Origin of the sequence: Leptolyngbya sp. AN10, assembly GCF_050565645.1 — a bacterium.
In the GTDB taxonomy this organism is placed as follows: Bacteria; Cyanobacteriota; Cyanobacteriia; order Leptolyngbyales; family Leptolyngbyaceae; genus Leptolyngbya.
The window spans coordinates 240,705-264,456 of the sequence record NZ_JBNXVP010000008.1; the positions used below are offsets into that span (position 1 = coordinate 240,705).

The following is a 23,752-nucleotide window of genomic DNA, read 5'->3' on the forward strand; positions in this document are numbered from 1 at the left end:
TTAATTGCAGCATCGACAGATTCGTCAGAGTAGCGCGGTTTCTGTACTAGTAGAATGCTCGATCGCTACACAATGTTTAGAGGAACAATTCGCAGTACAACTGCGAGTACGATGTTTGGTAGCAGGTAGGTTAAGTTTGCTTATGGTTTGACAGTAAGCGGTGAAGGTGGAAATGAAGTGGAAGAAACAGAGAGTTTCTACTTCATCTTCACTTGAAAATTGGATGTTCTCTGTTCATCTCATCCTTTCAATAGAGGAACACAGAATATTAGTTCATAAGCTAAGAGTGAAGTCCTTGATTTTGGAGATGAACAGAATGTCATTAATGAAGATTGGAGATTTTTATCCAAGCTATAACCAGGATTCAGAGTTTAGAGATCTGAAGCACTTTGATGTTTATGCTCAAGACGATAAAGTTGGATCAGTTTGCGACATCTTGGTTGATAGCGAAACTGGACGACTTCGCTACTTTGCAGTTGATACAGGCTTTTGGGTGTTTGGTAAAAAAGTGCTGCTTCCGGTGGGTCGCACCTCGATCGATCATAGTGATCGTAAAATCTATGCCATGAGCATGACTAAGGATCAAGTCGAAAGCTTGCCCAACTACGATGAGCTAGAAGAGATTGATTACGACTACGAAGAGCAGGTTCGCGGCGTTTATCGCTCAGATGCAACAATGGGTACGGCAACTCTGCCGACCTACGATCGTGATTCCTATAACTATGACTACGATTCTGACTTGTATAACTACAACGATCAGAATCAAGACTCGCTGAAGCTTTACGAGGAGCGACTGGTTGCAAACAAGCGGCGTGAAAAAACAGGCGAAGTGTCGATCGGGAAACACGTTGAAACAGAAACTCAAAGTGTGGCGGTTCCCGTCGAAAAAGAACGAATTGTAATTGAGCGATCGACACCAACGCGCCAATCCGCTGCTCCTGGTGAAGCACGATTCCAAGAAGGTGAAGTTGCTCACATGGATCTCTACGAAGAAACGCCCGATATTCGCAAAGAAGCGTTTGTGCGTGAGGAAGTGCGAGTTAGAAAAGAAATCGAACAAGATACGGCAATGGCAGAGGAAACACTGCGTCGTGAAGAGTTGGACATTGATTCAGAGGGTCGCCCGGTTGTAGAGAAGTGATAGTTCAGAGAAAGTTAGGAGAAGCTTTATCTACTCCACCAAATTTCCACCGTTCATGCTTATCGTGGAAATATTCCACACCATAGGCAAAACAACAGCATTCCGCAAGGACAATAAACAATCCTTGCGGAATTTTTTGGCTGACCATCGGTAGTAAAATGACCGCTCTGTAGTTTGTGACTGTACCTACTCGCTAATGCTCAGTTGACGTAGAGAAATTTGCTTGCAAAGACATTCAACGGCTAAGGTCAAAGATTGCATCAATTCAGATTGTTCATGATAGTCAGCGGGGGCGAAGTTAGAAACTCGCTGGCTTGAAGTGACTTCAACTTTCTCCCACTTTTGCTCTGTATCGGGCTTGTAAACCCCGATCGCAATTCCATTTTCATCATTAATCAAGGAAAAACAAGGCACATCAGATGCACCATCTCCGACATAAATAATTTGAGCGAGGGGAACGTGCAATTCTGACTCTGGGGCATCACGGTAAGCAAAAGCGCGACTGTCTTCTTCAGGGCTACCGCTGCCTCTAGCAACTTGAAGTAGATAACGAGCTTTTTCGGTGTGACTGATACTGCGTTTTAGAAATTCGATTTCATGTCGATCGTTGTAGTGAAACTCGCATCCCCAAATTTGCTTGAAGCAATCCGCGATCGACGTATTCCGAACAATTTCGCCAAGCCCTCCAGTAATGCAGTAAAACTCAAGCTCTGTCTCTGGATTAAGTTGTTGAACAGTTTTGAGCAAGCGATCGAACATTGCTGCAACGCCATCATAGATTGGGAAAGTTTGACCCATCTCAATCAAACGCTCTTGGGTGATTTTGTTGGTATCTGAGCGTTGATGCGATTCTTGAATCAGACAATAGAACCGAGCAGCAACCTTGTCCCATCCTTGATCAATTAAGGGTTGAACGTGCTGTTGTCGAAATTTATCTACATCTACTTCTAGTCGCCGGAGCAATTCATCAAAGCTATCGACTCCTAGCGTGTCATCGAAATCGAATACGATCGCGATACGATTGCAGAGGGGCTTTGTGTACTGTGATTGTTTTGGTTTAGAATGTTTCTCTGTTTGCATACGAATGTTACCGTGACAGTCAGAATTTTGAGCCAAACTAATTGAGAACTCGTTGTTGTGCGGGTGAGCAGTAAGCTAAGTTTGATGCTGCAACATAGCCTTGCACTGGGAGTTCGATTTGTACCCAACCGTTCGCGCCTGGATTTACAATATTCACAGATCGACCATTCTCTAGTGTCCGAATCACTGAGCTAGAAACCGAAGGGGCTTGTCTGATATAAGAACCAGAGGGGGCAGAGATTCGTCTACAGCTTGCGGGCGGAATAGCTGAACCACACTGTTTTAAGTATCTTGAAGAAACATAACCCTGCACAGGTTCATTAATTGGAACCCATCCATCTCGCCCACCGTTAATGATAGAAACTCTTGCGCCATTTGCAAGTTGACCGACCACTGGACTATAACCAGAAGCATCTCGCTGAATCGTTAATCCATCGCTTGCACTAATACGGCGGCAAGTGTCGTCATTAGATTGTGCAGAAGCGATCGATGCAACTGAAAAAGCAGCCGAAACAATAAACAGAGAGGCGATGAGTCGATTTTGGTTACGAAAATGGTTTTTTAACATGATGAACCTCTAGGTAAACAGAATTGAAAAAGAAGTAAAAAAGACTAAGATGACTATGCGTGACGATCGACATTGACAACCACGTTCTGGAGTTCTCCAGATTTAGGAACAGCAGCTTTGATATTTAACTTGATCACGCCTGCAATTTCGACCCCGACTTCCAGTTGAACATTCTCTGTAGGAATTTCTCGCTCTCGAACTTGTTGTCCTGCCACTTCAAGCACATGAATTGCCTGATCGACCGCGATCGCAATGGTATCTTCGGTCAACTCTGAAATCATCTCTTTTGGTCGGTGGACAAGTTTATCGATCGTGCGTTGACTGTACCTCCAGATCGAGCGAAAGAAGGAGTGAAACATTAAGAGTCCAGATTGTTGTAGACGATCAAGTTCTCGCCGCTGAAAATCCATCGCTGTGTCAATCATCTAATTGTTTCGAGTCAGTGAAAATTCAGGAGGAAGAAGAACAGAGTTAATCGGGTAAATAATGCCGTTGGTTGCTTGAATGCTTGGCTCTGTAGCTCGATTGCGATTGACCTGAACCTGATCGCCTTGAATCTGTATTGTTACGGGAGCGCCTGTTAACGTATTGATTTCAGAAGCTTGAGAAGTCGAGGTAACTTTGGCAGGAACAATGTGATAAGAAATCAATTGCTCTAATTGCTTTCGATTCTCTGGTCGCTGGAGTTGTTCTAGTGTACCAGCAGGCAAGGATTCAAAGGCACGATCTGTCGGCGCAAATACTGTGTACTGCACATTTTGAGCGAGTGTCTCTGATAGTCCTGATGCTTGAATCAACCGAGTCAGCGTCTGAAAATCATCATTGTTAACGAGTTGCCAAGTAATACTGTTTTGGCGTTCCTCTGGTGGTGCTACATTAATTCGATCGTCGGCAGTACTGGGAGCATCTACAACACCAGGGCTTGTTGTAATGGGGTCATTTCTAGAAGCACAAGCGGATAGAACGATCATGCCGCTAACTAAGGCTAAAATAAAGGGTTTAGAACTACTTAATTTCATATCATTTTCCTTCCAGTAGAGGAGCGGAAGTACATCATGCTGAAAGAGTAATAATTCTAGTCCCGAAACTCCTCAAACTTATGGAAGAACTTTCGCGATGAACCTACTCTTTTGAAGAAGTAACAGTAAGCCATAGCTATCTTGAAGAAGTTATAGAATTGAAACATTGGGGGTGCTAGTTCGCTTTAACGATCGAACAGTTTTTTATTGAGCATTTTTTGCAGAGCAACACGGTTTAAGAAGAACTTAGTTGTCATGAATGCTATGGATGTACACAGGAGTAACGTATGAATAGAGATACTTGGATTATCGTTGGCATTTCTGCATTCATTACCTTTCTGATCGGTCTTGGCATTGGGGTACAACTTTACTCAGTCACTTCTGAACCTTCTGTTCGTGATAAAAATAATCCTGGATTGCAGCAGAATTAAAATAAAGCACCTTGAGAATGCTGCGATCGCGATTCCTCGCTTGATCCGAGGTCGCTGAAGTGCCCGAACCAGTCGATTTAACACCGTTGCTGCAACAACCGCCGCAAAGACGAGCAGCAAGACTTGGCGAATCTGCCACAGAATGTAAAGTGCAATTACGATCGCAACAACACCGAGCCATTGCCCAAATCGAGAGGATCGACCTCCAGTACTGGTCGAAGCGCGGGATTGCTGCTTCATAACTAAGGGGTGGCAACGCTTGGTAGTGAAAGGAATATCCTAAGCTAGTTGAGCGATTAAACTCAAACATAAGCTTAGGACGCGGCTGAATTTTAGTTAATTTACTCGTCCGATCGCGACGGCTGCAACGAAGGGTTGATTGACGTATTCCTGTTCGACTTCAGGAGTAATATCAATGCCGTACTCTTTCTCAACATCTGCCACTACAAGATTACGAACAACCCCAGTCATTTCAATATTAGTGTTGGCTGGAGGAGCTGGATTTTTACTGACAACAAGGACGGTTTGCCCTCGCAGGGATTCAACATCGTAAACAGTGAAAACATTGGGTGTGATCACTTTTTGGACTTTCGTGCTGACCGTAACATTTTGCCCGACTAGCTCCGCGAGCGGTCTAGTAATTGGGATAGGTGAAGTAGTCGGTGAGGCTGTTGGTGAGGCAGGAGTGGCAGGAGCGACAGGAGTAGCAGTGGTCGGTGAGGCAGGAGTAGTCGGTGATGGTGAAGCAGGTGCTTGTGAAATCGGGGCGACAACTTCTCGTTGCTCAGTTGCACAGGCAGAAACTACGAGAGCAAGAACCCCGGCTGTAATCATTCCCTGAACTCTTCCAGAAAAGGAGCGCTTAACACCCTGTTGAATCTGAATACTGCTTGTTTTACAAACCATGAGAAAAATGCTCCTCAACAATGAATTTTGGTGGCAATCGTCCTAGAGTGCTGCTTGAGATGACGATTGCCGAATGTGCCAAAAAGCTCGCCTGAGCAGTCACAAACGTAATCAGTAGATTTAGAAGTATGAAAGCTTGCAACAGCCATCATGATCGCTATAAAGACCGATTGGCACATCAGTTACTTGAACCGTAAGCAATGCGGGTGGAAAACTGGTGGAAAGTCGTAGAAATTAGCTCAAGTTCTCTCTGGGGAGGTAGGGATAGAAAACTCTTTATTTTGAGAAAACAGGTGCAATGTCATATCAACAGCTTGCTTTCTGCCTTTAGTCAGAGGGAGCCGAAGTCATCGTTTTCTAAGTTGGAGTTTGTCGATCGATTAGCCGCTTCTGCCTCCAGCCGGGCTGCCTGATCGCGTCGGAGTAACTGATTTCGCTCTTTTTCAGCTTTGGTGCGAGCAGTGATGTCCTGCATAATTTTCGAGAACCCGCGAAGACTTCCCATCTCATCGCGTAGGGGAGTCATTACACACTGCGCCAAGATCGAGAACCGTCTTGCCGAAGATGCCAGGGTCAGTTTCATCTTGTGCCATATCTATATTTGAATATTGCTCCTGGTGCATCGATGAGTGCAACTGCAACGGATATGACTCACTTTATGCTGGCGCATTTATTAAAGGGGCAGTATGAAAGCTCGCAAATTCTACAGCCGGAAACAGTGCAATTGATGCACCAACAGCACTTCACGCCACACCCAAAATTACCAGGAACAGGCTAACTGCTGAAATCGCAGCAGCAGGAATGAATGTGTTTGCCGCGATCGACATTATTGATTCGCGCTTCCTTTGGGCTTGCGAAGCAAACCGCCTAACTCAAGCCATTCAAGCTCGTTTATTAAATCCAGGCTTCAATGTGACCCCATTAGTCAATATTACTGTTTTAACCGCTCCTTAAAAGGCAATTCACCCCTGAAGATAGAGGACTTTTCTCGTCATTTTTTCTAAGCTCGTCAGCAACGACTGATAGGCAAACAGCAACTCATGACTACTGCGATATCAGCGATCTGGAAACAGCTTGAATCAATGGTACGCAGCTTCTTAGTGCTGCTACCAAATTTAGCGATCGCGATTATTGTTTTTTTCATTTTCTTTTTTATTGCTAGAAGCGTTAAGCGAGTGGTCAGACGAACCACTGCCAATCGTCGCCATGCTCGTAACTTAGGTTTAGTGTTAGGGCGACTCGCGCAAGGAACCATTATTCTCATTGGTTTATTCGTTGCATTGTCGATCGTCATTCCTTCGTTTCGAGCAGGTGATCTCGTTCAGCTATTGGGAATCAGCGGGGTAGCGATCGGCTTTGCGTTTCGCGACATTCTTCAGAACTTTCTATCCGGCATCTTAATTTTATTAACCGAACCGTTTCGGATTGGCGATCAAATCATCTTCAAGAATTTTGAGGGCACGGTCGAAAACATCGAGACTCGTGCAACGACAATCCGAACTTACGATAATCGCCGGATTGTGATTCCGAATGCTGAACTCTTCACGAATTCTGTGACTGTGAATACGGCGTTCGACAATCGACGCATGGAGTATGACGTGGGCATTGGCTACGGAGATGATTTAGAGCAGGCAAAACAATTGATTTACGAAGCTCTTGAGGAGGTGGATGAAGTGTTGAGCGATCCAGCGCCAGATGTGTTGGTGATGGAACTAGCAGAAAGTAGCGTTAACATTCGAGTGCGTTGGTGGATTACGCCGCCGCGTCGGATTGATGATCTGCGATCGCGCGATAATGACTTTATCGCGATTAAACAAAAGCTATACGTTGAACATGGCATTGATTTTCCCTATCCCACGCGGCAAATTTTGTTTCATGATCAAACGGAAGAAACTGATGGCGATCGCGCTCGACAGCGAGAAGGATGGCCCGCCGGAAAAAATCGAGTGCCGCGCTCTCGAAGCATCAGCGATGCACTCCGTAAACTAGCTGAACCCAACTCCCAACGCAACGGGCATCATCCTTCCACTGATCATGAAAAACACGAAGCTGAGTAAATACTGGGACACACTGCTATCGAGCTATTGGTTTTTACCGTCGCTCATCCTGATTGCTGCGATCGCACTTGCCTTGACAATGCTCTACCTCGATCGCACCGGAAAGCCCGGCATCACTAACTTATGGTGGCTCTACACAGGCGGTCCCGATGGCGCACGATCTGCGTTGTCTGCTATTGCTGGATCAGTCATCACCGTCGCAGGAACCGCATTCTCGATTACGATCGTCGCTTTGCAACTCGCTGCCTCAAATTTTGGTCCTCGGCTCCTGCGAACATTCATGAAAGATATCGGCAATCAGATTGTTCTCGGCATCTTGATTGGGACGTTCATTTACTGTGTCTTGATTTTGCGAACCATTCGCGGCGAAAACTATTCACCGTTTGTTCCACAAATGTCGGTCACGGTTGGCGTTGTTCTGGCAGTTCTCAGTACTGGAGTCTTAGTTTATTTTATTCATCATGCTTCGACGATTATCCAAGTCTCACAAGTAATTACGAATGTGAGTGATGATCTCGATCGTGCAATTGATCGATTGTTCCCGGAGCGAATCGGGCAGAGTTTACCAGACGCACCACGGCAAATTACAGAAATCCCCCACGAGTTTGAGCAACGATCGGCTTCCATTAAAGCAACGCAGAAAGGCTACCTCCAAGCGATCGATCAGGAGAAATTGATGAAAGTGGCTTGTCGGGCAGATGTGCTGTTATGCCTCAAAACGCGACCGGGAAAGTATGGGGTGCCGGGCACTCCTCTCGTGCTGGTCTATCCGCCTGAATACAATTCTGAAAAACTCGCGCAGCAGATCAAGCAAGCGTTTATTTTTGGCAAAGAACGCACTGAGCAACAAGACATTGCGTTTCCCATTGAACAATTAGTCGAAATTGCCTTGCGTGCGATTTCTCCAGCCGTCAATGATCCATTCACGGCGATTCGCTGTATTGATCGCCTCAGTGCTGGCTTAAGCCAACTAGCACAACGCACCTTTCCATCGCCCTACCGCTATGATGACCAGCACACGCTCCGAATCATTGCAGAACCAACCACCTTTGAATTCCTAGTCGATCGCGCCTTCAACCAAATCCGCCAATACGCCCAGTCCGATGCTGCTGTGACCATTCGATTGCTCGAAGCGATCGCTCTCATTGCAACCTATACGAAAACGCCGAAACAACGGACAGCATTGCGCCATCATGCAGACATGATTCGGCGCGGCAGTCAAACTGGATTAACCGAGGAATGCGATCGTAAAGATGTTGAGCAGCACTATCAACAAGCGCTGGCGGCGTTAGATCCGAAAGACACAAAGTTTGAATTGAGGCAACTCTAATGTTTAGCACAAGATGGAAAGGATATCGTCAACTCGCTTGGGTTGGACAAGGATTACTCGGACTAGCCGTCATCGTGGTCGCCGCTCAAGGACAATGGCAACAAGCGTTAACGCTTGCGCTATTCCTGGGGGCATCGCTCATCTTCGTGGTGCAAGATGATAAGCTACCGACTTTATTTGACTTTCTATTTGTATTGGCAGCCTTGTTGAATGCGGCAGGCTGGGTTTGGGGATTGTTTAATGCACCCGGACTCTATGACGAGATTGTTCATGCTTACACCATCTTTGCACTCACGCTTGCCTTTAGCTTTTTGGTCTATCGACCGATGCTCACGATTTTTCGTCAGCATACTATTTTGTATCTAGTGACGATCGTCAGTTTTGGCATTGCATTAGGAGCATTGTGGGAAGTGGCAGAATGGTCAGCCGAGAAGATTTTATCGACTCAAGTGATTCCGGGGTTGGATGATACGATCGTAGACCTCATCATGGACACGCTTGGAGCAGTGTTGGCAGCCTTTCTGAGTCTTGGAACACTCCGACAATGGACAACTTCAAACCAGGGGCGACGTTAGCGCAAGGTGCGACAGCGACAGGCAAACTTCCTAAGCTCGCTGTTCATTGGGCAGCATCGTAAAGCGTGCCTAGCCAGAAGCCAAATAGGGCTTGAAACTTTAATTGAAGCGTTAGCAGAAGTGCTGTGTAAAATGCTGCACCTAATGCAATGCCCAGAAGCGGCTTTCTCGCCCTTCTGGTAGTTCTTCTTTGAGAACATTCAGAACCACTCCACCTGCTAGAAAGGCAAACAAGACTGCAATCGCTGCGAGATGAATTGTGGTAGCACTCCCAATCACCCACCCAACAATAACGGTTCTGTCGCAAACTTTATAAAGTGACAAGCGAACTGCGTCAATCGTATTGTCTTAAGCGCTCACTTCAAAGAGTTCTTCAATGAACCTCATTTGACACACACTGTTCCCTTGACTGACTCTTTTCACTTGTCCTTTTCTGCTCATACTCATTGCTTCAATCCCGCTCAACGTTCTTCTCGCACTATTGAACGACTTGAACCCCATCATCGGTTTGACAATCCGCTTGATGTTTCGATGCTCCGGTTCGATGATGTTGTTCAAGTATTGAATCTGCCGCAGTTCCGTCTCTTTGGCAAGCGTCTCATCCGCTTTCAACTTGTTTATCGCCACCGAGTAAGCAGCATTCTTGTCTACTGTAATCACTCGCGGTGTTTGGCTGTGGTGAGCCTTCAGTACTTTACGGAAAAACCGCGTCGCCGCTTTCCCATCTCGCTTGGCACTCAGCATAAAGTCCAGCGTATTGCCTGCCGAATCCACCGCACGATAAAGATATTTCCACTCGCCTTTCACTTCGATGTACGTCCCGTCTACTCGCCACGAATCATTCGTTTCACTTAAATCCGGTCGAAGTCGTCTGTCGAGTTCTGGCGCGAACTTCAATCCCCATCGATTGATTGTGGAATGTTCCACTTCGACTCCTCGCTCTGCCATCATCTCTTCCAAGTCCCGGTAGCTCAAGGGATAGCGACAGTACCACCGCACATTCAGCAAGATGATTTCAGGCAGAAAATGCCGCCATTTGAACAAGGATTGAGAAGCCATTTAGAATGAGATGAGAGAAAATTGACCCTCCCCACCCTACCATTCTTGCGACACAACCCGGCAACAGTTATTTTAGCTTTATTTCTTGGTACTGCTTGACGGTTCCTTCTAGTTTCTCCGATAATCCGAAGTAGTTCCTTCATGTGATCGCGCTTCAAAGTTCCTAAGCTCTTCTTGGTTTAGCTAGGTAATTGTCCACTAGCTCGTAGAATCGCAATCTGAGCCGCGTAAATTTCCTTCTTATTTGTATAGCGTTTAAAGCTGCGACGATCGCGATGTCGAGTTAGCTTCATCGCTTCTCCTTCACCCAAGCCATATCTGATCAGCAAATTCGTCGCATACGTATGCCGTCCCCGATGCGAATGCAAATCAATCCCAGTCTGCTCCTTGAGCGATCGCATAATCTCCCGAATCCCCCAATACGTCAAGCGCTGTTTCTGACTCTTTGTCCGATTCGAGTACGACAAAAACATCGGATCATTCGCTTCAAGCGGTCGTCCTAGCTGTTCACTGTACCAGACAAGGTAAGTTTCAAACTCGGCAATTCCTTCCTCAAACAACACCACCCACCCAGTACTGCCCGCTTTCGCTTCTCGAATGTGCAACTGCTTCGACGCATAGCCTTCCACTATCTGTGTCTGGTAATCGCCCACATCTAAATTTGACACCTCTTCTCCACGCAGTCCATGTAGTAGTGCTGTAATGATCGCTCGATCGCGCTCTCGAAACTTCGAGTTCTGCACTGTCTCATATAATTTCTCGACTTCCGCATCGGACAACTCTTGAGATTCGCCTTCTTCAGCTTCCGGGAGTTGCACCCCTCTCGTCGGGTCCTGCGTCACATGACCGGACAGGCTCATCCAGCGGTAGAACGACTTTAAGGTTTGTAAAACTCGGCGCACCGTGTTGTTCGACAGTTTACGATCGTCGAGCAAATACGACTTAAACCCAATGACCTGCCGTTGACTGACTCCATTCCACGGACGGTCACACCAATCCATAAACTGCTGCAAATCTTGCTGATACGATCGCACACTATTTGGTTGCAACTCCCGCGCTGCTAGAAACGAGTCCACGAAGGTCTGACGCAAATCAATCGGTGGTGAAACAGAAGATCGCTCAACCGAAGTAACTGGTGAAACTGCTAATTTAGGAACAGGGACTGGACGACGCATGAGAATCAAATCGTAACGTTCTAAATTAATACACCTGCATCATAAACGAAAACTTACTTCATCAAAAAATTCAGCACTCTACGTTATCCCATAATTTGTGTTATCAATCTTCAAATTTGAGTCCAAGTGTGAGACAGCTTGATTGCCCCTCCCAGCTCAGTACAGTTGCATTATTCACTCCTTCAAACCTGCACCAAATTTTCAAAAATTTGGTATTTTGGTCTTACACCCAATTTTGTCATCTTACATTTGTCTTACACCAGATACTTGCTGCACATTTGGGATGAAAGGCAGCGAATATCTAGCAGCAAAGGAGTTCTCGCTTGCCTGACACTCAATGTACTGCAACGTTGCAGTACAGCTGGCTGATTTTGAATGGCGACTTGCGTTAAGACAATGTGCCTCATAGGACAGAGACGTACGGGGTTAGGCTATTAGGCTGTTCAAAATCTCAATTTCCTTGGTTGAAAGCTCTGTCGCACGAGCAATGATCTCCCATGCAACTCCATCTCTGAGTAAGCTCAGTGCGATCGCTTGTCGTTCTACCAAATTTTGATTGACCGTCTCAGAAGCTCTCTTCAATTCAGCCGTCTGAGCATCCTGCTGATTTCGGCATTTTCTAAAGAAAGCATTGATTGCTGCCTCTTGCTCTGCTCGAAGTGTATAGCGTCGAAATACTGATTCACTTTCAATTCCACCTAATCGACGGGCATGAGAAGGATCAATGTCATTCAGTAGAAGCTCAGTTAGATAAGTGTGCCGAAAAATGTGAGGATGCAGATTTTCTAGTTCAGCAATTTCAGCTATTTTTTCAACTACGAAGTAGAGTCCATGATACGTTAAACGCTCTCCTCGCCTCGTCACATGATGTGAGAGCAGCAAAGGACGATCCGAAGTTAGTTCTTCTCCTTGAGTTCGCCGCCACGCTAAATAACTCTCAATTTCGTTCCAGGACTCAGGGGCAATGGGGACAATTCGGGGACGATCCGTCTTCGTATCTGCAATGAAAAGGATCTTCCCACTGAAGTTGTCAGTTGCATGGTTGCCGATCGCACCTATATTCAAATCAACCACTTCACCCGCTCGTAAGCCGTGGCTCAGAATGTGAATCAAAGCGCGATCGCGCAATTGAGTTTCTCCCCGTTGGGCAACGGCATTCCAAACTAATGCTTGCTGCTCATCCGTTAAACTCTGCGCTTCAGGCAGGGGAATTGCTTTGCCCTTGAGACCGATCGCTGGATTCGTTGGTGCTAAAGTTGGATAGGTCTTGTGCAGCCATGCAAAAAAGCTCCGCAGTGCCATCACTGCCAGATTGCGACTGCTTGCTGAAAGTCGTTTTCCTTGATTCGTTCGGACTTCTTCAGTTAAGTACTGCAAATAATGAGCATTGAGATGATGCGGCTTGATTTCGCTCCACAGCAATTCTGACCACAACAAGAAGCGGTAGAGTTCACGTTCGTAATTTCTCCGGGTATTTAGCTCAAACCCTCCCGCGCTGAGAAACTCTCGCACTTTTACACTCCGAATGTCGGTCGGCGGCAGCCGAAGCGTTGCAGCCTTACCTTTTTGTCTCGGAGGTGAGATGTGATCGTCGCTCGACGACAGCATTAAATGAGCTTCAACTTGTGGGAGTGATCGAGCAACCATACTTTCAATCCATTCACAATTCAACAATGACAAGAAAAATTCAGCGTTGAGTGTATCCAACAATCCAGATTTCTCCTTCGTACCAATCTCCGCGTAATTCCAGCAAGAATCCTCCTAATAATAATGCTAGCCAAACCTCGATCCAGGGTCGGTTTAACTGCTGACATAACTCAGCAAAGGAAATGGCATGAACCTGGGTTGTCTCCCAAAACGTGACGATCGCTTGCGTCCACTGAGCAACATTTTCATTGTGAGCGGTTTCTATTGCAGCTTTGAATGCCTCGGCTACTTCCTCATCGGCCAACTTTGCTTCTTGCTGCAACTGATCACCCATAGCGGCGATCAGCCTAGCCGGATTGACTGATCCCGCAGCAGATTCAGCCGATTCTACTTTCGTTGGAGACTGACGATACTCTGGATAAGGAGCAGGAAGATCGCGCTCGATTAGCCTGGACAAATTAAACTCTTGCGTCTGCATGAATAAATCGGATCGACCGGAAATATCGACGATCGGCTCAACTGGATCATGCTGCTGCTTCCATTCTTCAATCAAAATATCGGAGCGCAGGCAAATTAACTCAGCAATTTGTTGCAAAATCTCACCTGCTAATTCAAGTTGTGTCGAAGCAGGTTGTGTCGCAATCATCTCAGCCCATTGATCGTAAGTCTGCCACACTGTCGTCAACATCTCTTTCTCATCAGGACATGCCGTCGCTATTTCTAGCGATCGCCATAGATCGAGTTCGAGTTGCCGACTATCCATAGGCTCTAATTCGTTTACCGCATTGGGCGACCTGTACAAAGCGGACAAAGTGCGAGGTGACGTTCATCTCCTTCATCATGCAACCGACCAATGCGATAGGTCTGGTATTCCGGAAAATTTTCATTTAAGACTTGGTTAAGCGCCTTTACCATACTTGGAATGAGGTAGTCTGTCACGTCCTTCGGTGCTAGTCCACGACAATGGTACGGTCCAGAGAAGGCAACCATCTGATCTCCTAGCAGCAATAAAGCTCCGATCGCGTGTAATCGACTTTTGGGCGTTTCCCGATACCAGAGTAACTGTACATAAATCCGCTCAGGAGGCAAGACTGGAGCCGCTTGAGGTATCCAACTTCTAAGCAAATCTGATGTCATCAGTTCACCACTCTGCCCCTTAATTTGATCGATCATGCCTTGCTGCTTGGCAAGCTTTTTACGCTGATATTTTTCCCGACGTTGAGCATTAATTGTTTCTTGATTGGCGTAGTAATACCGAAGCTTATGGCAAGGATCACCTGCCCAGCAGCCATCGCCACCTTGAGCAGCATTATGGCGCTGCTTTGCCTCCGCATCGCTTAGGGCAGAGCAAATTTTGCATTTTGGATCAGGATTTTTTGGCATGGTATTCGCTCTCGATCGCTCCAATCCTTCCTCTATCGTCATTCAAGCAACATTCTTAGTACATATAAACTTAATAGTTGATTAGTACTTATGTACTTACATTGAATGTCGCTAGAGCTTCGCTAGAGTCAAGATAATTGAATATTATCTTATATCAAAAGGGTGAGTTGATCTGTACGGAGGGTGAACGTAGAATGGGGAGGCAACCACGCTGAACGACCTTCCTGGGTCGTGGGGTTTATGAAGATCTCCACCGAGCAAGCCTCAATTCAGGCGGAAGTCCAACATCAGGACATTCCAATGCCTCCTGATATTCTAATTTTTGACGACGGAGAACCCTTGGAAAGCCCTCGCCATCGTATTGCGATGAATTTACTCATTCGCTCCGTGCAGTCTGCACTTCAAGATCGTTCCGACTTTTTTGCAGGCGGCAATATGTTTGTCTATTACAGCCGCACCCAAGCGATGAATCAGGACTTTCGCGGACCGGATTTCTTTGTGACGTTAGATGTCGATGGCGATCGGGAACGGAAAGCCTGGGCGACATGGGAAGAAGAGGGACGTTTTCCGGATGTGATTGTGGAGTTCTTATCGCCAAGTACCGAAAAGGTCGATCGTGAGGACAAGAAGCGCTTATACGAACGAATTTTCAAAACACAAGATTATTTTATTTTTGACCCCTTTGACCCCGACTCTTTACAAGGCTGGCACTTACAGACTGGACGGCGAGGCTATCAACCGCTCCAACCCAATCCACAAGGCTGGCTCTGGTGTGAAGCGTTGGAACTGTGGTTGGGAACTTGGCAGGGGGTGATTGATCGCGAACCCGCAACTGGAAGCTGTGATTGGCTGCGATTCTACGATCCAGATAGAAATCTCATTTTGCTTCCAGAAGAAGCTGAACGAATTCAGAAAGAGATGGAGAGAGCAGAGAAGGAAGCTGAACGCGAGAGAGCTAATCGAGTAGAACAAGAACATGCGAGGCTGATCGAGCAACTTCGAGCCAGGGGAATTGATGTCGATGAATTGCTGGATCGCTAAGGTTTTCTGAAAGAGGCAAAACAGTGGAAACAGCTACACCACGCAAAACGCTAACGATCGGGAAAGTGTCGCTAGGAGATCTCACTTCCCTCATCCAGTTGGAAGAAAAAGGGGTTGCCGCCTATCCTTGGCTGAATAACCAGGGCATTACTTTGACAGAAATGGAGCAGCAACAATTAGCGATCGTTCAGTCTCGCCTACTCAACGATCCAACCCATCTGCTAAACGAGGCAACCATTTGGTCACGCGCCATCTATCCATTACTGCTCCTAGCAGAACGAGACAATATTCGGGCTTGGGCAGAAGTTACTCTATCGGCGCAATATCCAACCTTTGACATTTCAGGCATTGCAGATGGCGCGATTGGGCAAAGCATCGCAGGACGGCTGATATCGCCTTATCTCGTGGTGGTAGAAACGAAAAGAGGAATTGAGGGAGCAGACCCGATTCCTCAACTTTACGGACAGCTTCTCGCAGCAGCGTATCTTAATTGGAAAGCAGATAATCAAGATCCACAAGAAATTTTTGGATGCTACACCATCGCAGATAGCTGGACGTTTCTCCGAGGCGAAATTAGTCAATTCGAGGCGGATCGCCCAATGTTGAGGGTAGAGTATTCCAGAGAATACAGCGAAAAGTATGATGCAAAGCCAATTCTAAGAATCCTCAAACAGATTGTAAATCGGCAGAGTAATTCATGAAAAGGTGAGATAACTTTGAATACAAAATTCTAAATGCGAAGCATAAAGATTTCGTATTCGATCGTTAAAAGCTGATGCTTTAAGTCCTTGACCAGTCTGATTACTGGGCAATCGTGGTTTTGTACTGCAACGTTACAGTACAGAGCGAAATTGCTTTCAGTTGGTGGCATTCTCAGGCGATCGCTCCCAAGTGGATACGCTGACAGGAGAAGCCATAAAACCAAAAACGAGAAAGCAAAAACAAAGCTTGGAATTTTGTTGGAAATTGGAATAAATCCAGTACTATATGAAATCAACGCTCGAAGGTTAGTGCAGTATTGACCTGTACTGCAACGTTGCGGTACAGCCCTAAAGGTTACGTTTCAAGCGTCTTGAAATGGCAAAAATACTCGATTCGAGGGACTCAATCAGGCACAACCTGAAATGAATAAAGCATTTTCTCATTGGTTGAACATGACTCAGCAATAGAATACGGACACTGAAACTTATGCAGGTTAGACTTACGATCGAAAGTAACACAGGTGGTTCTGGAAAAACGACACTAGCCAGCCATCTTTCCTACGCATTAGCGAAGAAGAAGCATCGAGTGGTGATCATCGAACTCGATCCCAACGGTTCGATGGCATTGTTCACTGGTCTACCAAAGTTGCGACCAGATGAAGTGGAAGACTCGATTGCTTGCATTTTTGAGCGTCAATTTAAAGGCGATTATCCTCTGGTTCCAGTTTGGGAAGATTACACAAATTTAGTTCAGGTAATTCGAGGAGGTTCTCCTTTACATACCGCAATTCGTGGGCTGCATTTACACGAGCGTCCCTACGAAGTTCTTAAGGATCGATTAGAGGATTACCCGATCGATGCGGATGTCATCATTGTCGATACTCCTGCCTCAGTTGAACCAATGGGGCTAATTGCTTTAGCAGCCGCGACTCACTTTATTGCCGCAATCAAGCCGGAGTTCAAAGACTCCTGGAGTTCAAGCGATATGCTGAACTGGTTTTACGAGAAAGTAGATTCGCTGCGTCTACGTCCCCGCCCCGAAATTCTGGGTTTCGTTCCGTCACGGGTCGATCTTCAAAAAGCTGTCCATCGTAACTTACTGGGTCTTAAGCCTGACGGCACTAAGAATGACAAAATTGACCCGGTTGACACCATCCCTTATCAGCTAGAGCAGCTTGAAATTCCTTGCTTTCCCCACATTAAAGAATCTGGCTTTTTTCTCAGTGCCAGTGGAACAGGACTTCCGGTTCATCTCTACCGCCCTGACGATAAAATCACCAAGTCTTTCGATCCGATCGTCAAAGAAATTGTCAAACATCTGAAAAATAAATAGAGGAGTCTACTATGCCGAAACCCCCAGCAATTAAGCCTTCTGCAATGTTTGCGGATGCTGGACAGAGCCAGCAAATTTCTCGGCTGAAAGGTCGGGTCGAAGAACTAGAAGCAGAAATTGCCGAACTCAAATCCAGTGGATTTAGCACGAAGGAAAAAGCTGAGCTTGAATCCAAAATTCAGTTTTTGGTGCAAGAACTGTCGGAAACGCAAGGAGTCAAACAAATTGACTTCAAGGATATTAGCCGTAACCCGCTGCAACCTCGCATTGTCTTTACTCAGGCGCAGCAGAAAGCGTTCGCTAATGTTTTGAAGGAAGAAGGGCAACTTTCTCCAGTGCTGCTGATCGAGATGACTGAGGAGGTGCGAGCGCAACTAAGGGCGTACGAAGAACAAGGACTCTTCATCGCGGATCAGCCACTCTACGACATCAATCTTCCCTATCTTATGTTTGACGGAGAGCGACGATTGCGTTCGGCTCCACTGAGCGGGCTATCCAGCCTTAAGTCAGTCATCATGCCCGCTAAAGGTGCGATCGATCTTTTGGAAATTCAGTCGAAAGCGGTTTCGACAACGATTCACCAGAAGAAACTCCACGACTTAGAGATGGCTCAAGTTCTCGTTTGCCAGTGTGCCCATCGTTATCCTTATCTCAAAGATGCTTTGGACGAGCCACTGGACGTTGCGCTTCCACGCGCACTCAATACAGCTTTGACACAGTTGAAGCGGCGACTCAGACGAGGAGATCAGTCTGCCGATTTAGCAGAGATTTTGACTGCCGATCGAGCCGTTCAAAGAGAGTGGATTGACAATTCAGGGTTAGAAGAGGAAGCAAGGGCAATTTTAGATGTCATTCTGGGCTACCAGCAAAACCCGGCTACCATTTCTCGATATGTTCTTCCCTTATTGAAGCTACCAGACGATTTGAAGCAGGCAGTCTGGGATGAAGGAATGGAACCTGCGAAACTTCGCCTTCTGAATCAATTGAACGCAGAGGCGCTAGAGCTTGATGAGGCAGAAGCGAAAAAGATTCGGATGGAAGTGACTCAAAATGCGATCGCAAACAATTGGAGTACACAAACGATCAATGAGCAAGTGAAGACCCTTCTGGCTCAATACAATCCGGCTGCTGCACCTGAACAACCAAAATTGCCGAAGGAAATTACAGCATTAGAGAATACCGATTTTTCTGAGTTATCTCCTGCTCAACTTCGAGAGTGCCAGCAAATTCTCAACCGTAGGCTGAAAGAGGTCAAACAATTGATCAGCCAAGAATCATAGGGATAGACGTACTCATAATTTGAGGGCTGACTGCTCACAGTGGAATCAGCCTCTTTTTTGGTTAGAGTTGCGGTAGCTTTGCTTCACGTAGTGTTCGTACTCGGTGCAATCGACCTAGAGGCATTAAAATGCAGCAAAATCGTGATCGCTTGGTTCGTGCAGAGCCTTTATTCACGATCACGCAAGAACCCGTCAGCCGTCTGGGATTGGCGAGTCAGTACCTCAAGGACCTGACTTGTATTCAGACTGCTTTTGAAGCGGGAATCAATTTCTATTTTTCCTACGACTTATCTTCTGATCCACTGGTAGATGAACTGATTCCACTGCTGAAAACAAAGCGAGATGATATTTTTATTGCAACAGGGAGTGAAGCGCGCGATTCCGAAGAATTACAACGCTATTTGGATGAGAGTCGTCGATCGCTAAATACAGATGTCATTGATGCGTTCTTCATTGAATATTTCTCGCCAAAAGATAGTCCTGACGAAATTCAAGCTGTTCTTGCTCAGTTGCAACAGTGGAAAACGGCGGGAAGCGTTCGGTACGTTGGAGCCAGCACTCATAATATAGGAGTCGCGCTGCAACTGATTCAGCAAGGTCGGGTCGATGCACTCATGCTGCGCCATAACATGGCACATCGAAAGGTAGAAGATTAGGTTTTGCTAATGGTGCAAACCGCAGGATTACCTGTCATCGCATTCACCTGTACTCGTTGGAGTACCTTGCTCAAAGGACATCCACAATGGCAACACCCGACCCCAACTGCCGCAGAGTGTTACCGCTATGTTTTACAGCATCCAGCGGTTCATCTTGCGCTCACGGCTCCTGCTACCTCCAGTCAATTGCAAGAAAATTTGACCACGCTCACGGCTCCGACGATGACGATCGAGGAAGTTGAGCATTGGCAGACTTACGGCGATTTGATTTACGGCAGTGGACAGGATGCTTTTGAAACGCAGTGGATCTGAGGCTAATTTGCAAAACTGAGTAGATGTTCTGCAACAGATCGCGGTTGATCGAAGTGCGGCACATGACCTGCACTATTGATCCAAACCAGTTCGCTGCCTGAAATGGCTACCCGAAATCGAGTCGCATCTTGGGTTCCTAAAATATCATCGGACATTCCCCATAAAATTAGGGTCCGATGCTGAATTTGATGAATGCGATCGCTCAACTCAGCATATCCCCCACTTTGACTAAATGAGACGATCGCCTCTTTCCATCCCGGCATTTCTTGATGCAGCAAAGAACAACGAAGCGCATCGACCAGCCCTGAATTCATCATGGGAAGTGTTAAGGCAGCACTCAGAGCCGCTGATTTACGAAACCGCAGCCAATCGGCTCCCAACTCAATCAGAGAACGCGGAAGAAATTGTCCGACTGGAAAACTGCCTGAAAAACCGACGCTATCAATCAAGACGAGCGATCGCACCCAGTCAGGATGATGCAAGGCGAAGTCGATCGCCACTGCACCTCCCAACGATGCACCCACTAACTAAAATGACAGGCTGATCGATCCACGTTTGAACAATCTTCAGTAAATGATGACGGATGAAGGTAGGATTCACGCTGACGGGCGGAATGACTTGGGTAAAACCAAATCCCAAGAGATCGATCGCCCAAGTCTCATGTTGAGTGGCGAGGCGTGGAAATAATCGTCGGAACTCCAAAAGTGAACTATCAAATCCAGAAAGCAGCACGATCGGAGCAGCACGAAACGATTCAGGAGCAGCGTGAATGTAGGACGTTAATATTTCTGCTCCTGACTCAAACGGAATTTGGACGACTCGCTGGTGGAGTTGTTGGAAAAGTGCAATCGCATCCTCATCCCGAATTGCGGTGGCTGAAGGTGGCAGAAAATCGGCGGTCATTCGCCCTAGCCTACACTAGGTAATCCAGCAAGTGCCATCGCGACTTCCTTAGCACTATACTCCGTATCAACCAGCTTTCCTGCCTGATAGTCCATGTACGCTTGCATATCGAAGTGTCCATGACCACAGAGGTTAAACAAGATAACTTTGCTTTCCCCCGATGCTTTGCATTTTAGGGCTTCGTCGATCGCGGCTTTCACTGCATGATTTGCCTCTGGAGCCGGAAGAATTCCCTCCGATCGTGCGAACGTTAACCCTGCCGCAAAACAGCCCAATTGATACTCAGACCGGGGTTGAGCAAGTCCTAGATCAACAACGTGACTCACCAATGGAGCCATACCGTGATAACGGAGTCCGCCTGCATGAATGCCTTCAGGCACAAATGTGCTGCCCAGCGTATGCATTTTCACAAGGGGCGTGAGATGGGCAGTATCGCCAAAATCATAGGCATACTTGCCACGAGTTAGCGTCGGACACGCCGCAGGTTCAACCGCAATGATTTCTACCTCGCGTTCTCCACGCAACTTCGCACCCAAAAACGGAAACGCGATCCCTGCAAAATTGCTGCCGCCGCCCGTACAGCCAATTACGATATCAGGATAGTCGCCTGCCATTTCTAGCTGTGCCAATGCTTCTTGTCCAATGATCGTCTGATGCAGTAAAACATGATTGAGAACGCTGCCCAAAGCGTACTTACTATCCTCATCCTGTGCCGCAATCTCAACGGCTTCACTAATCGCGATGCCCAAGCTGCCTGTGCTATTTGGATGGGTTTCTAGAATTGATCGTCCTGCCTGAGTTTCACTGCTAGGACTCGCAACCACTCTCGCTCCATAAGTTTCCATCAAAGCGCGACGGTACGGCTTTTGGTTGTAGCTCACTTTTACCATGTACACCAGCACTTCCAGTCCAAACAATGCTCCTGCAAAAGCAAGCGACGATCCCCATTGTCCGGCTCCAGTTTCGGTCGTTAGTCGTTTGACTCCTGCCTGCTTGTTGTAATACGCCTGAGCAACTGCGGTGTTCGGCTTGTGGCTTCCAGCAGGGCTAACACCTTCATATTTGTAGTAAATCTTCGCGGGCGTATCCAAGGCTTGCTCAAGTCGGCGTGCCCGGTAGAGGGGTGTGGGTCGCCATTGGCGGTAGATCGATCGCACTTCGTCGGGAATCTCAACCCATCGCTCCTGAGTCACCTCCTGCTGAATCAGACTCATCGGAAACAGGGGCGCTAAATCATCCGGTGTAATTGGCTGTCCTGTGCCGGGGTGTAGCACTAGAGGCAAAGGTGCTGGTAAATCGGCTTGGATGTTGTACCAAGCTGTAGGCATTTGATCTTCAGAGAGGAGGTACTTGATGGTGTCCATTGCAGCGCATTGCGACGGTAGAAGGTCGAGTCTCATTGTCGCCGATCGCTCTGCTAAAGAAGATTTTGCTCAACAACTTTTCAGATCTAGGCAGGCGCGATTATCGATCGATGTCAACAACAGAAATAAAAAAGAACTAATTCTGCTTGAGAAAACAAAACGACAAATAAATCAACGGAGTGTGAATTGAATCGTCAAATCGGAGTAAAAGAGATGCCCAGTCAAAAACGACGCACTCAGTCGAGTAAAAAACAGTTCATAGGCAAGCAGATGATGATGGCTCAACGAAGTCGATCGATTAAAGCATCGCTACTAAAAAGTTTATCGATCGACTTGGCTGCACTCTACTATCTAAATTCGCAGCGAGAGGATCGAAATCGCGCGACTCGCGAAGCTTCCACCACAAACCCAGCAAATCTGGAAAGCCAGCGTTTCACGATCGAGAACCAACTAGAGAAAAGTGAGGAGCAATGTTCGCAATCGCCAAGCAAAATAGAAGCAGCCGTTCCGAACAATGAGAACAAGCAGTTACCACCTAGTGCTATTCCACAGTTAGAGCGACAAGATAAGCCACAAAGTGCTATTCCACAGTTAGAGCGACAAGATAAGCCACAAGCAGCAACCGTAACACTTCTGATCGCCCGGTGTCTCGCGTTTCTAATTGGCTTATTAACCCATTACGTCATCTCTTGGTTTTTTCCCCAGTCGTTGATTCTTTTGTCTGGAGTTGCGATCGCAATTAGCGGAACTAGCATTCTTGCAGCCGTCACCCTAGCTCCCTGGAATCGCAAGCTGCTATGGAATCTGTGCAGTTTATTCGGAGGACTGTTGTTTGCAGTATTCGTTCTATGAAACGTTCTTCCAAGCATCGAGTTTTTCAAATTCAGATCGTGATTATTGTTCTGGTTGCCCTGGGAATTGCAGCAAGTCGATTGATTTGGCAATACAATCCTGCTCTCGTTGCAACACTCTTTCGTTCCAATGATCCCACTGAAATCCAATGTGCGGAAATTCTTGCTCCGGATGCCTCACTTAGCCGTAACCAAACCTTAAAGCTAATTAGTATCGCCGAATCATCGAGCAAAGCAAGCGTCAGGGCAATTCTCAAAATGCCATATTGCAGACTGAACCCCATCACAATTCGTTCAGGCGTTAAAGCTGACCGTGAAGCCTATCCTCTAGCATCTGATCCAATGCTTTGGGCGATCGTGCTTTACGAAGGCAATGAATTCGTAGGTGTTCGGATTGTTCCTCGTAATGGCTCCTGCACAAATGCCAGCCCATAATTTCAAAGTTTGCACATCTGGAGGTGAATCACTAATGGATTTATACCGCTATTGCTTGCTGCTATCTATTTTAGGGACAGTTTGCGAATTATTTGCCTGTACTCCGATGCGTTCTGAATCAGCAATCTCAGGCAAACCTGTAGACATTAAAATTTACCAGAAATGGGAGATTCAGCGTGGAGCGCAGATTAATGACTATACGGTTGTAAGTGGGCTTGGGGAACTTGCGATCGCAACTCAAGGAGCAGCAATTTACGCGCCCATGACTGGTGAGGCTCGGATCGATCAAACAAGCTGTATTTTGTTTTTTGGTGCTGAAGTTCCTGGCTATCTCTTTCGGTTATGTGGGTTGAAAGCACCTCAACCTGGGCAACGACGACAAGGGCAACCACTAGGTAATGCCGACCTCCTTGTCTTTGCGACATTCCGCAAACAATCTGACGGAACTTGGGCATTTGTGGAACCGAGTCCAGCGATCGTAGAACGAACACTGAAACCAAATTGA

General features: G+C 46.7%; 32 protein-coding genes. 15 read left to right on the top strand and 17 right to left on the bottom strand.

Features of this window, described 5'->3' with window-relative positions:
* Positions 1 to 316: 316 nt before the first annotated feature.
* Entirely contained in the window at positions 317 to 1,141 is an 825-nt protein-coding gene (locus ACQ4M5_RS14185) for a DUF2382 domain-containing protein (RefSeq protein ID WP_430676281.1), read from the top strand.
* Between the two features lie 4 nt (positions 1,142 to 1,145).
* On the opposite strand, the gene ACQ4M5_RS14190 is transcribed toward ACQ4M5_RS14185, so the two are convergent.
* The 8 genes from ACQ4M5_RS14190 to ACQ4M5_RS14225 form a co-directional block, all read right to left on the bottom strand.
* The gene (locus tag ACQ4M5_RS14190) at positions 1,146 to 1,289 is read right to left on the bottom strand and encodes a hypothetical protein (RefSeq protein ID WP_430676282.1); all 144 of its coding nucleotides are present in this window, start codon (positions 1,287 to 1,289) and stop codon (positions 1,146 to 1,148) included.
* 38 nt (positions 1,290 to 1,327) lie between these two features.
* Positions 1,328 to 2,221: a hypothetical protein gene (locus ACQ4M5_RS14195; RefSeq protein ID WP_430676283.1), complete on the bottom strand. Its 894-nt coding sequence runs from the start codon at positions 2,219 to 2,221 to the stop codon at positions 1,328 to 1,330.
* 37 nt (positions 2,222 to 2,258) lie between these two features.
* Positions 2,259 to 2,789 (bottom strand): SH3 domain-containing protein, encoded by a 531-nt coding sequence (locus tag ACQ4M5_RS14200; RefSeq protein WP_430676284.1) that lies wholly within the window; start codon positions 2,787 to 2,789, stop codon positions 2,259 to 2,261.
* Positions 2,790 to 2,842: 53 nt separating this feature from the next.
* Positions 2,843 to 3,214: a hypothetical protein gene (locus tag ACQ4M5_RS14205; protein ID WP_430676285.1), complete on the bottom strand. Its 372-nt coding sequence runs from the start codon at positions 3,212 to 3,214 to the stop codon at positions 2,843 to 2,845.
* Positions 3,215 to 3,808 carry a fasciclin domain-containing protein gene (locus ACQ4M5_RS14210; RefSeq protein ID WP_430676286.1) on the bottom strand — a complete coding sequence of 198 codons (594 nt, stop codon included), beginning with the start codon at positions 3,806 to 3,808 and terminating at the stop codon, positions 3,215 to 3,217.
* 371 nt (positions 3,809 to 4,179) lie between these two features.
* Positions 4,180 to 4,479 (bottom strand): hypothetical protein, encoded by a 300-nt coding sequence (locus tag ACQ4M5_RS14215; protein WP_430676287.1) that lies wholly within the window; start codon positions 4,477 to 4,479, stop codon positions 4,180 to 4,182.
* A gap of 96 nt (positions 4,480 to 4,575) precedes the next feature.
* Positions 4,576 to 5,145, bottom strand: coding sequence for a hypothetical protein (locus tag ACQ4M5_RS14220; protein ID WP_430676288.1), 570 nt, complete (start codon positions 5,143 to 5,145; stop codon positions 4,576 to 4,578).
* A 331-nt stretch (positions 5,146 to 5,476) separates the two neighbouring features.
* On the bottom strand, positions 5,477 to 5,728 hold the full coding sequence (locus tag ACQ4M5_RS14225; RefSeq protein WP_430676289.1) for a hypothetical protein: 252 nt from the start codon (positions 5,726 to 5,728) through the stop codon (positions 5,477 to 5,479).
* A 3-nt stretch (positions 5,729 to 5,731) separates the two neighbouring features.
* Between ACQ4M5_RS14225 and ACQ4M5_RS14230 the strand changes: the two genes are divergently transcribed.
* The 5 genes from ACQ4M5_RS14230 (at position 5,732) to ACQ4M5_RS14250 (ending at position 9,107) form a co-directional block, all read left to right on the top strand.
* Positions 5,732 to 5,923, top strand: a complete 192-nt coding sequence (locus ACQ4M5_RS14230) for a hypothetical protein (RefSeq protein ID WP_430676290.1) — start codon at positions 5,732 to 5,734, stop codon at positions 5,921 to 5,923.
* Positions 5,924 to 5,946: 23 nt separating this feature from the next.
* The gene (locus tag ACQ4M5_RS14235) at positions 5,947 to 6,099 is read left to right on the top strand and encodes a hypothetical protein (protein WP_430676291.1); all 153 of its coding nucleotides are present in this window, start codon (positions 5,947 to 5,949) and stop codon (positions 6,097 to 6,099) included.
* 86 nt (positions 6,100 to 6,185) lie between these two features.
* On the top strand, positions 6,186 to 7,202 hold the full coding sequence (locus ACQ4M5_RS14240; RefSeq protein WP_430676292.1) for a mechanosensitive ion channel family protein: 1,017 nt from the start codon (positions 6,186 to 6,188) through the stop codon (positions 7,200 to 7,202).
* Positions 7,180 to 8,532 carry a DUF2254 domain-containing protein gene (locus ACQ4M5_RS14245; protein ID WP_430676293.1) on the top strand — a complete coding sequence of 451 codons (1,353 nt, stop codon included), beginning with the start codon at positions 7,180 to 7,182 and terminating at the stop codon, positions 8,530 to 8,532. The genes ACQ4M5_RS14240 and ACQ4M5_RS14245 overlap by 23 nt, the downstream gene beginning before the upstream one ends.
* Positions 8,532 to 9,107, top strand: a complete 576-nt coding sequence (locus ACQ4M5_RS14250) for a hypothetical protein (protein WP_430676294.1) — start codon at positions 8,532 to 8,534, stop codon at positions 9,105 to 9,107. Before ACQ4M5_RS14245 ends, ACQ4M5_RS14250 begins: the two co-directional genes overlap by 1 nt.
* A 141-nt stretch (positions 9,108 to 9,248) precedes the next feature.
* Here the strand turns inward: ACQ4M5_RS14250 and ACQ4M5_RS14255 are convergent, their stop codons facing one another.
* The 6 genes from ACQ4M5_RS14255 to ACQ4M5_RS14280 all read right to left on the bottom strand — a co-directional run bounded on the left by ACQ4M5_RS14255 (position 9,249) and on the right by ACQ4M5_RS14280 (position 14,413).
* Positions 9,249 to 9,431, bottom strand: a complete 183-nt coding sequence (locus ACQ4M5_RS14255) for a hypothetical protein (RefSeq protein ID WP_430676295.1) — start codon at positions 9,429 to 9,431, stop codon at positions 9,249 to 9,251.
* Between the two features lie 24 nt (positions 9,432 to 9,455).
* Entirely contained in the window at positions 9,456 to 10,166 is a 711-nt protein-coding gene (locus ACQ4M5_RS14260; RefSeq protein ID WP_430676296.1) for an IS6 family transposase, read from the bottom strand.
* 179 nt (positions 10,167 to 10,345) lie between these two features.
* Positions 10,346 to 11,341, bottom strand: coding sequence for a tyrosine-type recombinase/integrase (locus ACQ4M5_RS14265; protein WP_430676297.1), 996 nt, complete (start codon positions 11,339 to 11,341; stop codon positions 10,346 to 10,348).
* Between the two features lie 426 nt (positions 11,342 to 11,767).
* Positions 11,768 to 12,988, bottom strand: a complete 1,221-nt coding sequence (locus ACQ4M5_RS14270) for a tyrosine-type recombinase/integrase (RefSeq protein WP_430676298.1) — start codon at positions 12,986 to 12,988, stop codon at positions 11,768 to 11,770.
* A gap of 40 nt (positions 12,989 to 13,028) precedes the next feature.
* The gene (locus tag ACQ4M5_RS14275; protein ID WP_430676299.1) at positions 13,029 to 13,751 is read right to left on the bottom strand and encodes a hypothetical protein; all 723 of its coding nucleotides are present in this window, start codon (positions 13,749 to 13,751) and stop codon (positions 13,029 to 13,031) included.
* A 14-nt stretch (positions 13,752 to 13,765) separates the two neighbouring features.
* Positions 13,766 to 14,413 carry a hypothetical protein gene (locus ACQ4M5_RS14280; RefSeq protein WP_430676300.1) on the bottom strand — a complete coding sequence of 216 codons (648 nt, stop codon included), beginning with the start codon at positions 14,411 to 14,413 and terminating at the stop codon, positions 13,766 to 13,768.
* A gap of 198 nt (positions 14,414 to 14,611) precedes the next feature.
* On the opposite strand from ACQ4M5_RS14280, the gene ACQ4M5_RS14285 reads away from it, so the two are divergent.
* From ACQ4M5_RS14285 to ACQ4M5_RS14310, 6 genes are all read left to right on the top strand, one after another.
* The gene (locus ACQ4M5_RS14285) at positions 14,612 to 15,412 is read left to right on the top strand and encodes a Uma2 family endonuclease (protein ID WP_430676301.1); all 801 of its coding nucleotides are present in this window, start codon (positions 14,612 to 14,614) and stop codon (positions 15,410 to 15,412) included.
* Positions 15,413 to 15,435: 23 nt separating this feature from the next.
* Positions 15,436 to 16,113 (top strand): hypothetical protein, encoded by a 678-nt coding sequence (locus tag ACQ4M5_RS14290; RefSeq protein WP_430676302.1) that lies wholly within the window; start codon positions 15,436 to 15,438, stop codon positions 16,111 to 16,113.
* Between the two features lie 487 nt (positions 16,114 to 16,600).
* On the top strand, positions 16,601 to 17,446 hold the full coding sequence (locus ACQ4M5_RS14295; protein ID WP_430676303.1) for a ParA family protein: 846 nt from the start codon (positions 16,601 to 16,603) through the stop codon (positions 17,444 to 17,446).
* An 11-nt stretch (positions 17,447 to 17,457) separates the two neighbouring features.
* Complete coding sequence (locus tag ACQ4M5_RS14300) at positions 17,458 to 18,726, top strand: hypothetical protein (protein ID WP_430676304.1); 1,269 nt, start codon at positions 17,458 to 17,460, stop codon at positions 18,724 to 18,726.
* 128 nt (positions 18,727 to 18,854) lie between these two features.
* On the top strand, positions 18,855 to 19,382 hold the full coding sequence (locus ACQ4M5_RS14305; RefSeq protein ID WP_430676305.1) for an aldo/keto reductase: 528 nt from the start codon (positions 18,855 to 18,857) through the stop codon (positions 19,380 to 19,382).
* Between the two features lie 9 nt (positions 19,383 to 19,391).
* The gene (locus tag ACQ4M5_RS14310) at positions 19,392 to 19,694 is read left to right on the top strand and encodes a hypothetical protein (RefSeq protein WP_430676306.1); all 303 of its coding nucleotides are present in this window, start codon (positions 19,392 to 19,394) and stop codon (positions 19,692 to 19,694) included.
* Positions 19,695 to 19,696: 2 nt separating this feature from the next.
* Here ACQ4M5_RS14310 and ACQ4M5_RS14315 read toward each other — a convergent pair whose 3' ends face one another.
* The 3 genes from ACQ4M5_RS14315 to ACQ4M5_RS14325 are packed head-to-tail and all read right to left on the bottom strand — an operon-like array spanning position 19,697 to position 21,997.
* The gene (locus ACQ4M5_RS14315) at positions 19,697 to 20,194 is read right to left on the bottom strand and encodes an alpha/beta fold hydrolase (RefSeq protein WP_430676307.1); all 498 of its coding nucleotides are present in this window, start codon (positions 20,192 to 20,194) and stop codon (positions 19,697 to 19,699) included.
* The gene (locus ACQ4M5_RS14320) at positions 20,163 to 20,597 is read right to left on the bottom strand and encodes a hypothetical protein (protein ID WP_430676308.1); all 435 of its coding nucleotides are present in this window, start codon (positions 20,595 to 20,597) and stop codon (positions 20,163 to 20,165) included. The genes ACQ4M5_RS14315 and ACQ4M5_RS14320 overlap by 32 nt, the downstream gene beginning before the upstream one ends.
* 5 nt (positions 20,598 to 20,602) lie before the next feature.
* The gene (locus ACQ4M5_RS14325; protein ID WP_430676309.1) at positions 20,603 to 21,997 is read right to left on the bottom strand and encodes a TrpB-like pyridoxal phosphate-dependent enzyme; all 1,395 of its coding nucleotides are present in this window, start codon (positions 21,995 to 21,997) and stop codon (positions 20,603 to 20,605) included.
* Positions 21,998 to 22,174: 177 nt separating this feature from the next.
* Between ACQ4M5_RS14325 and ACQ4M5_RS14330 the strand changes: the two genes are divergently transcribed.
* Genes ACQ4M5_RS14330 through ACQ4M5_RS14340 form a run of 3 tightly spaced genes read left to right on the top strand, consistent with a single transcriptional unit; the run spans position 22,175 to position 23,752 of the window.
* Positions 22,175 to 22,813 (top strand): hypothetical protein, encoded by a 639-nt coding sequence (locus tag ACQ4M5_RS14330; RefSeq protein ID WP_430676310.1) that lies wholly within the window; start codon positions 22,175 to 22,177, stop codon positions 22,811 to 22,813.
* On the top strand, positions 22,810 to 23,247 hold the full coding sequence (locus ACQ4M5_RS14335; protein WP_430676311.1) for a hypothetical protein: 438 nt from the start codon (positions 22,810 to 22,812) through the stop codon (positions 23,245 to 23,247). Before ACQ4M5_RS14330 ends, ACQ4M5_RS14335 begins: the two co-directional genes overlap by 4 nt.
* Complete coding sequence (locus tag ACQ4M5_RS14340; protein ID WP_430676312.1) at positions 23,219 to 23,752, top strand: hypothetical protein; 534 nt, start codon at positions 23,219 to 23,221, stop codon at positions 23,750 to 23,752. The genes ACQ4M5_RS14335 and ACQ4M5_RS14340 overlap by 29 nt, the downstream gene beginning before the upstream one ends.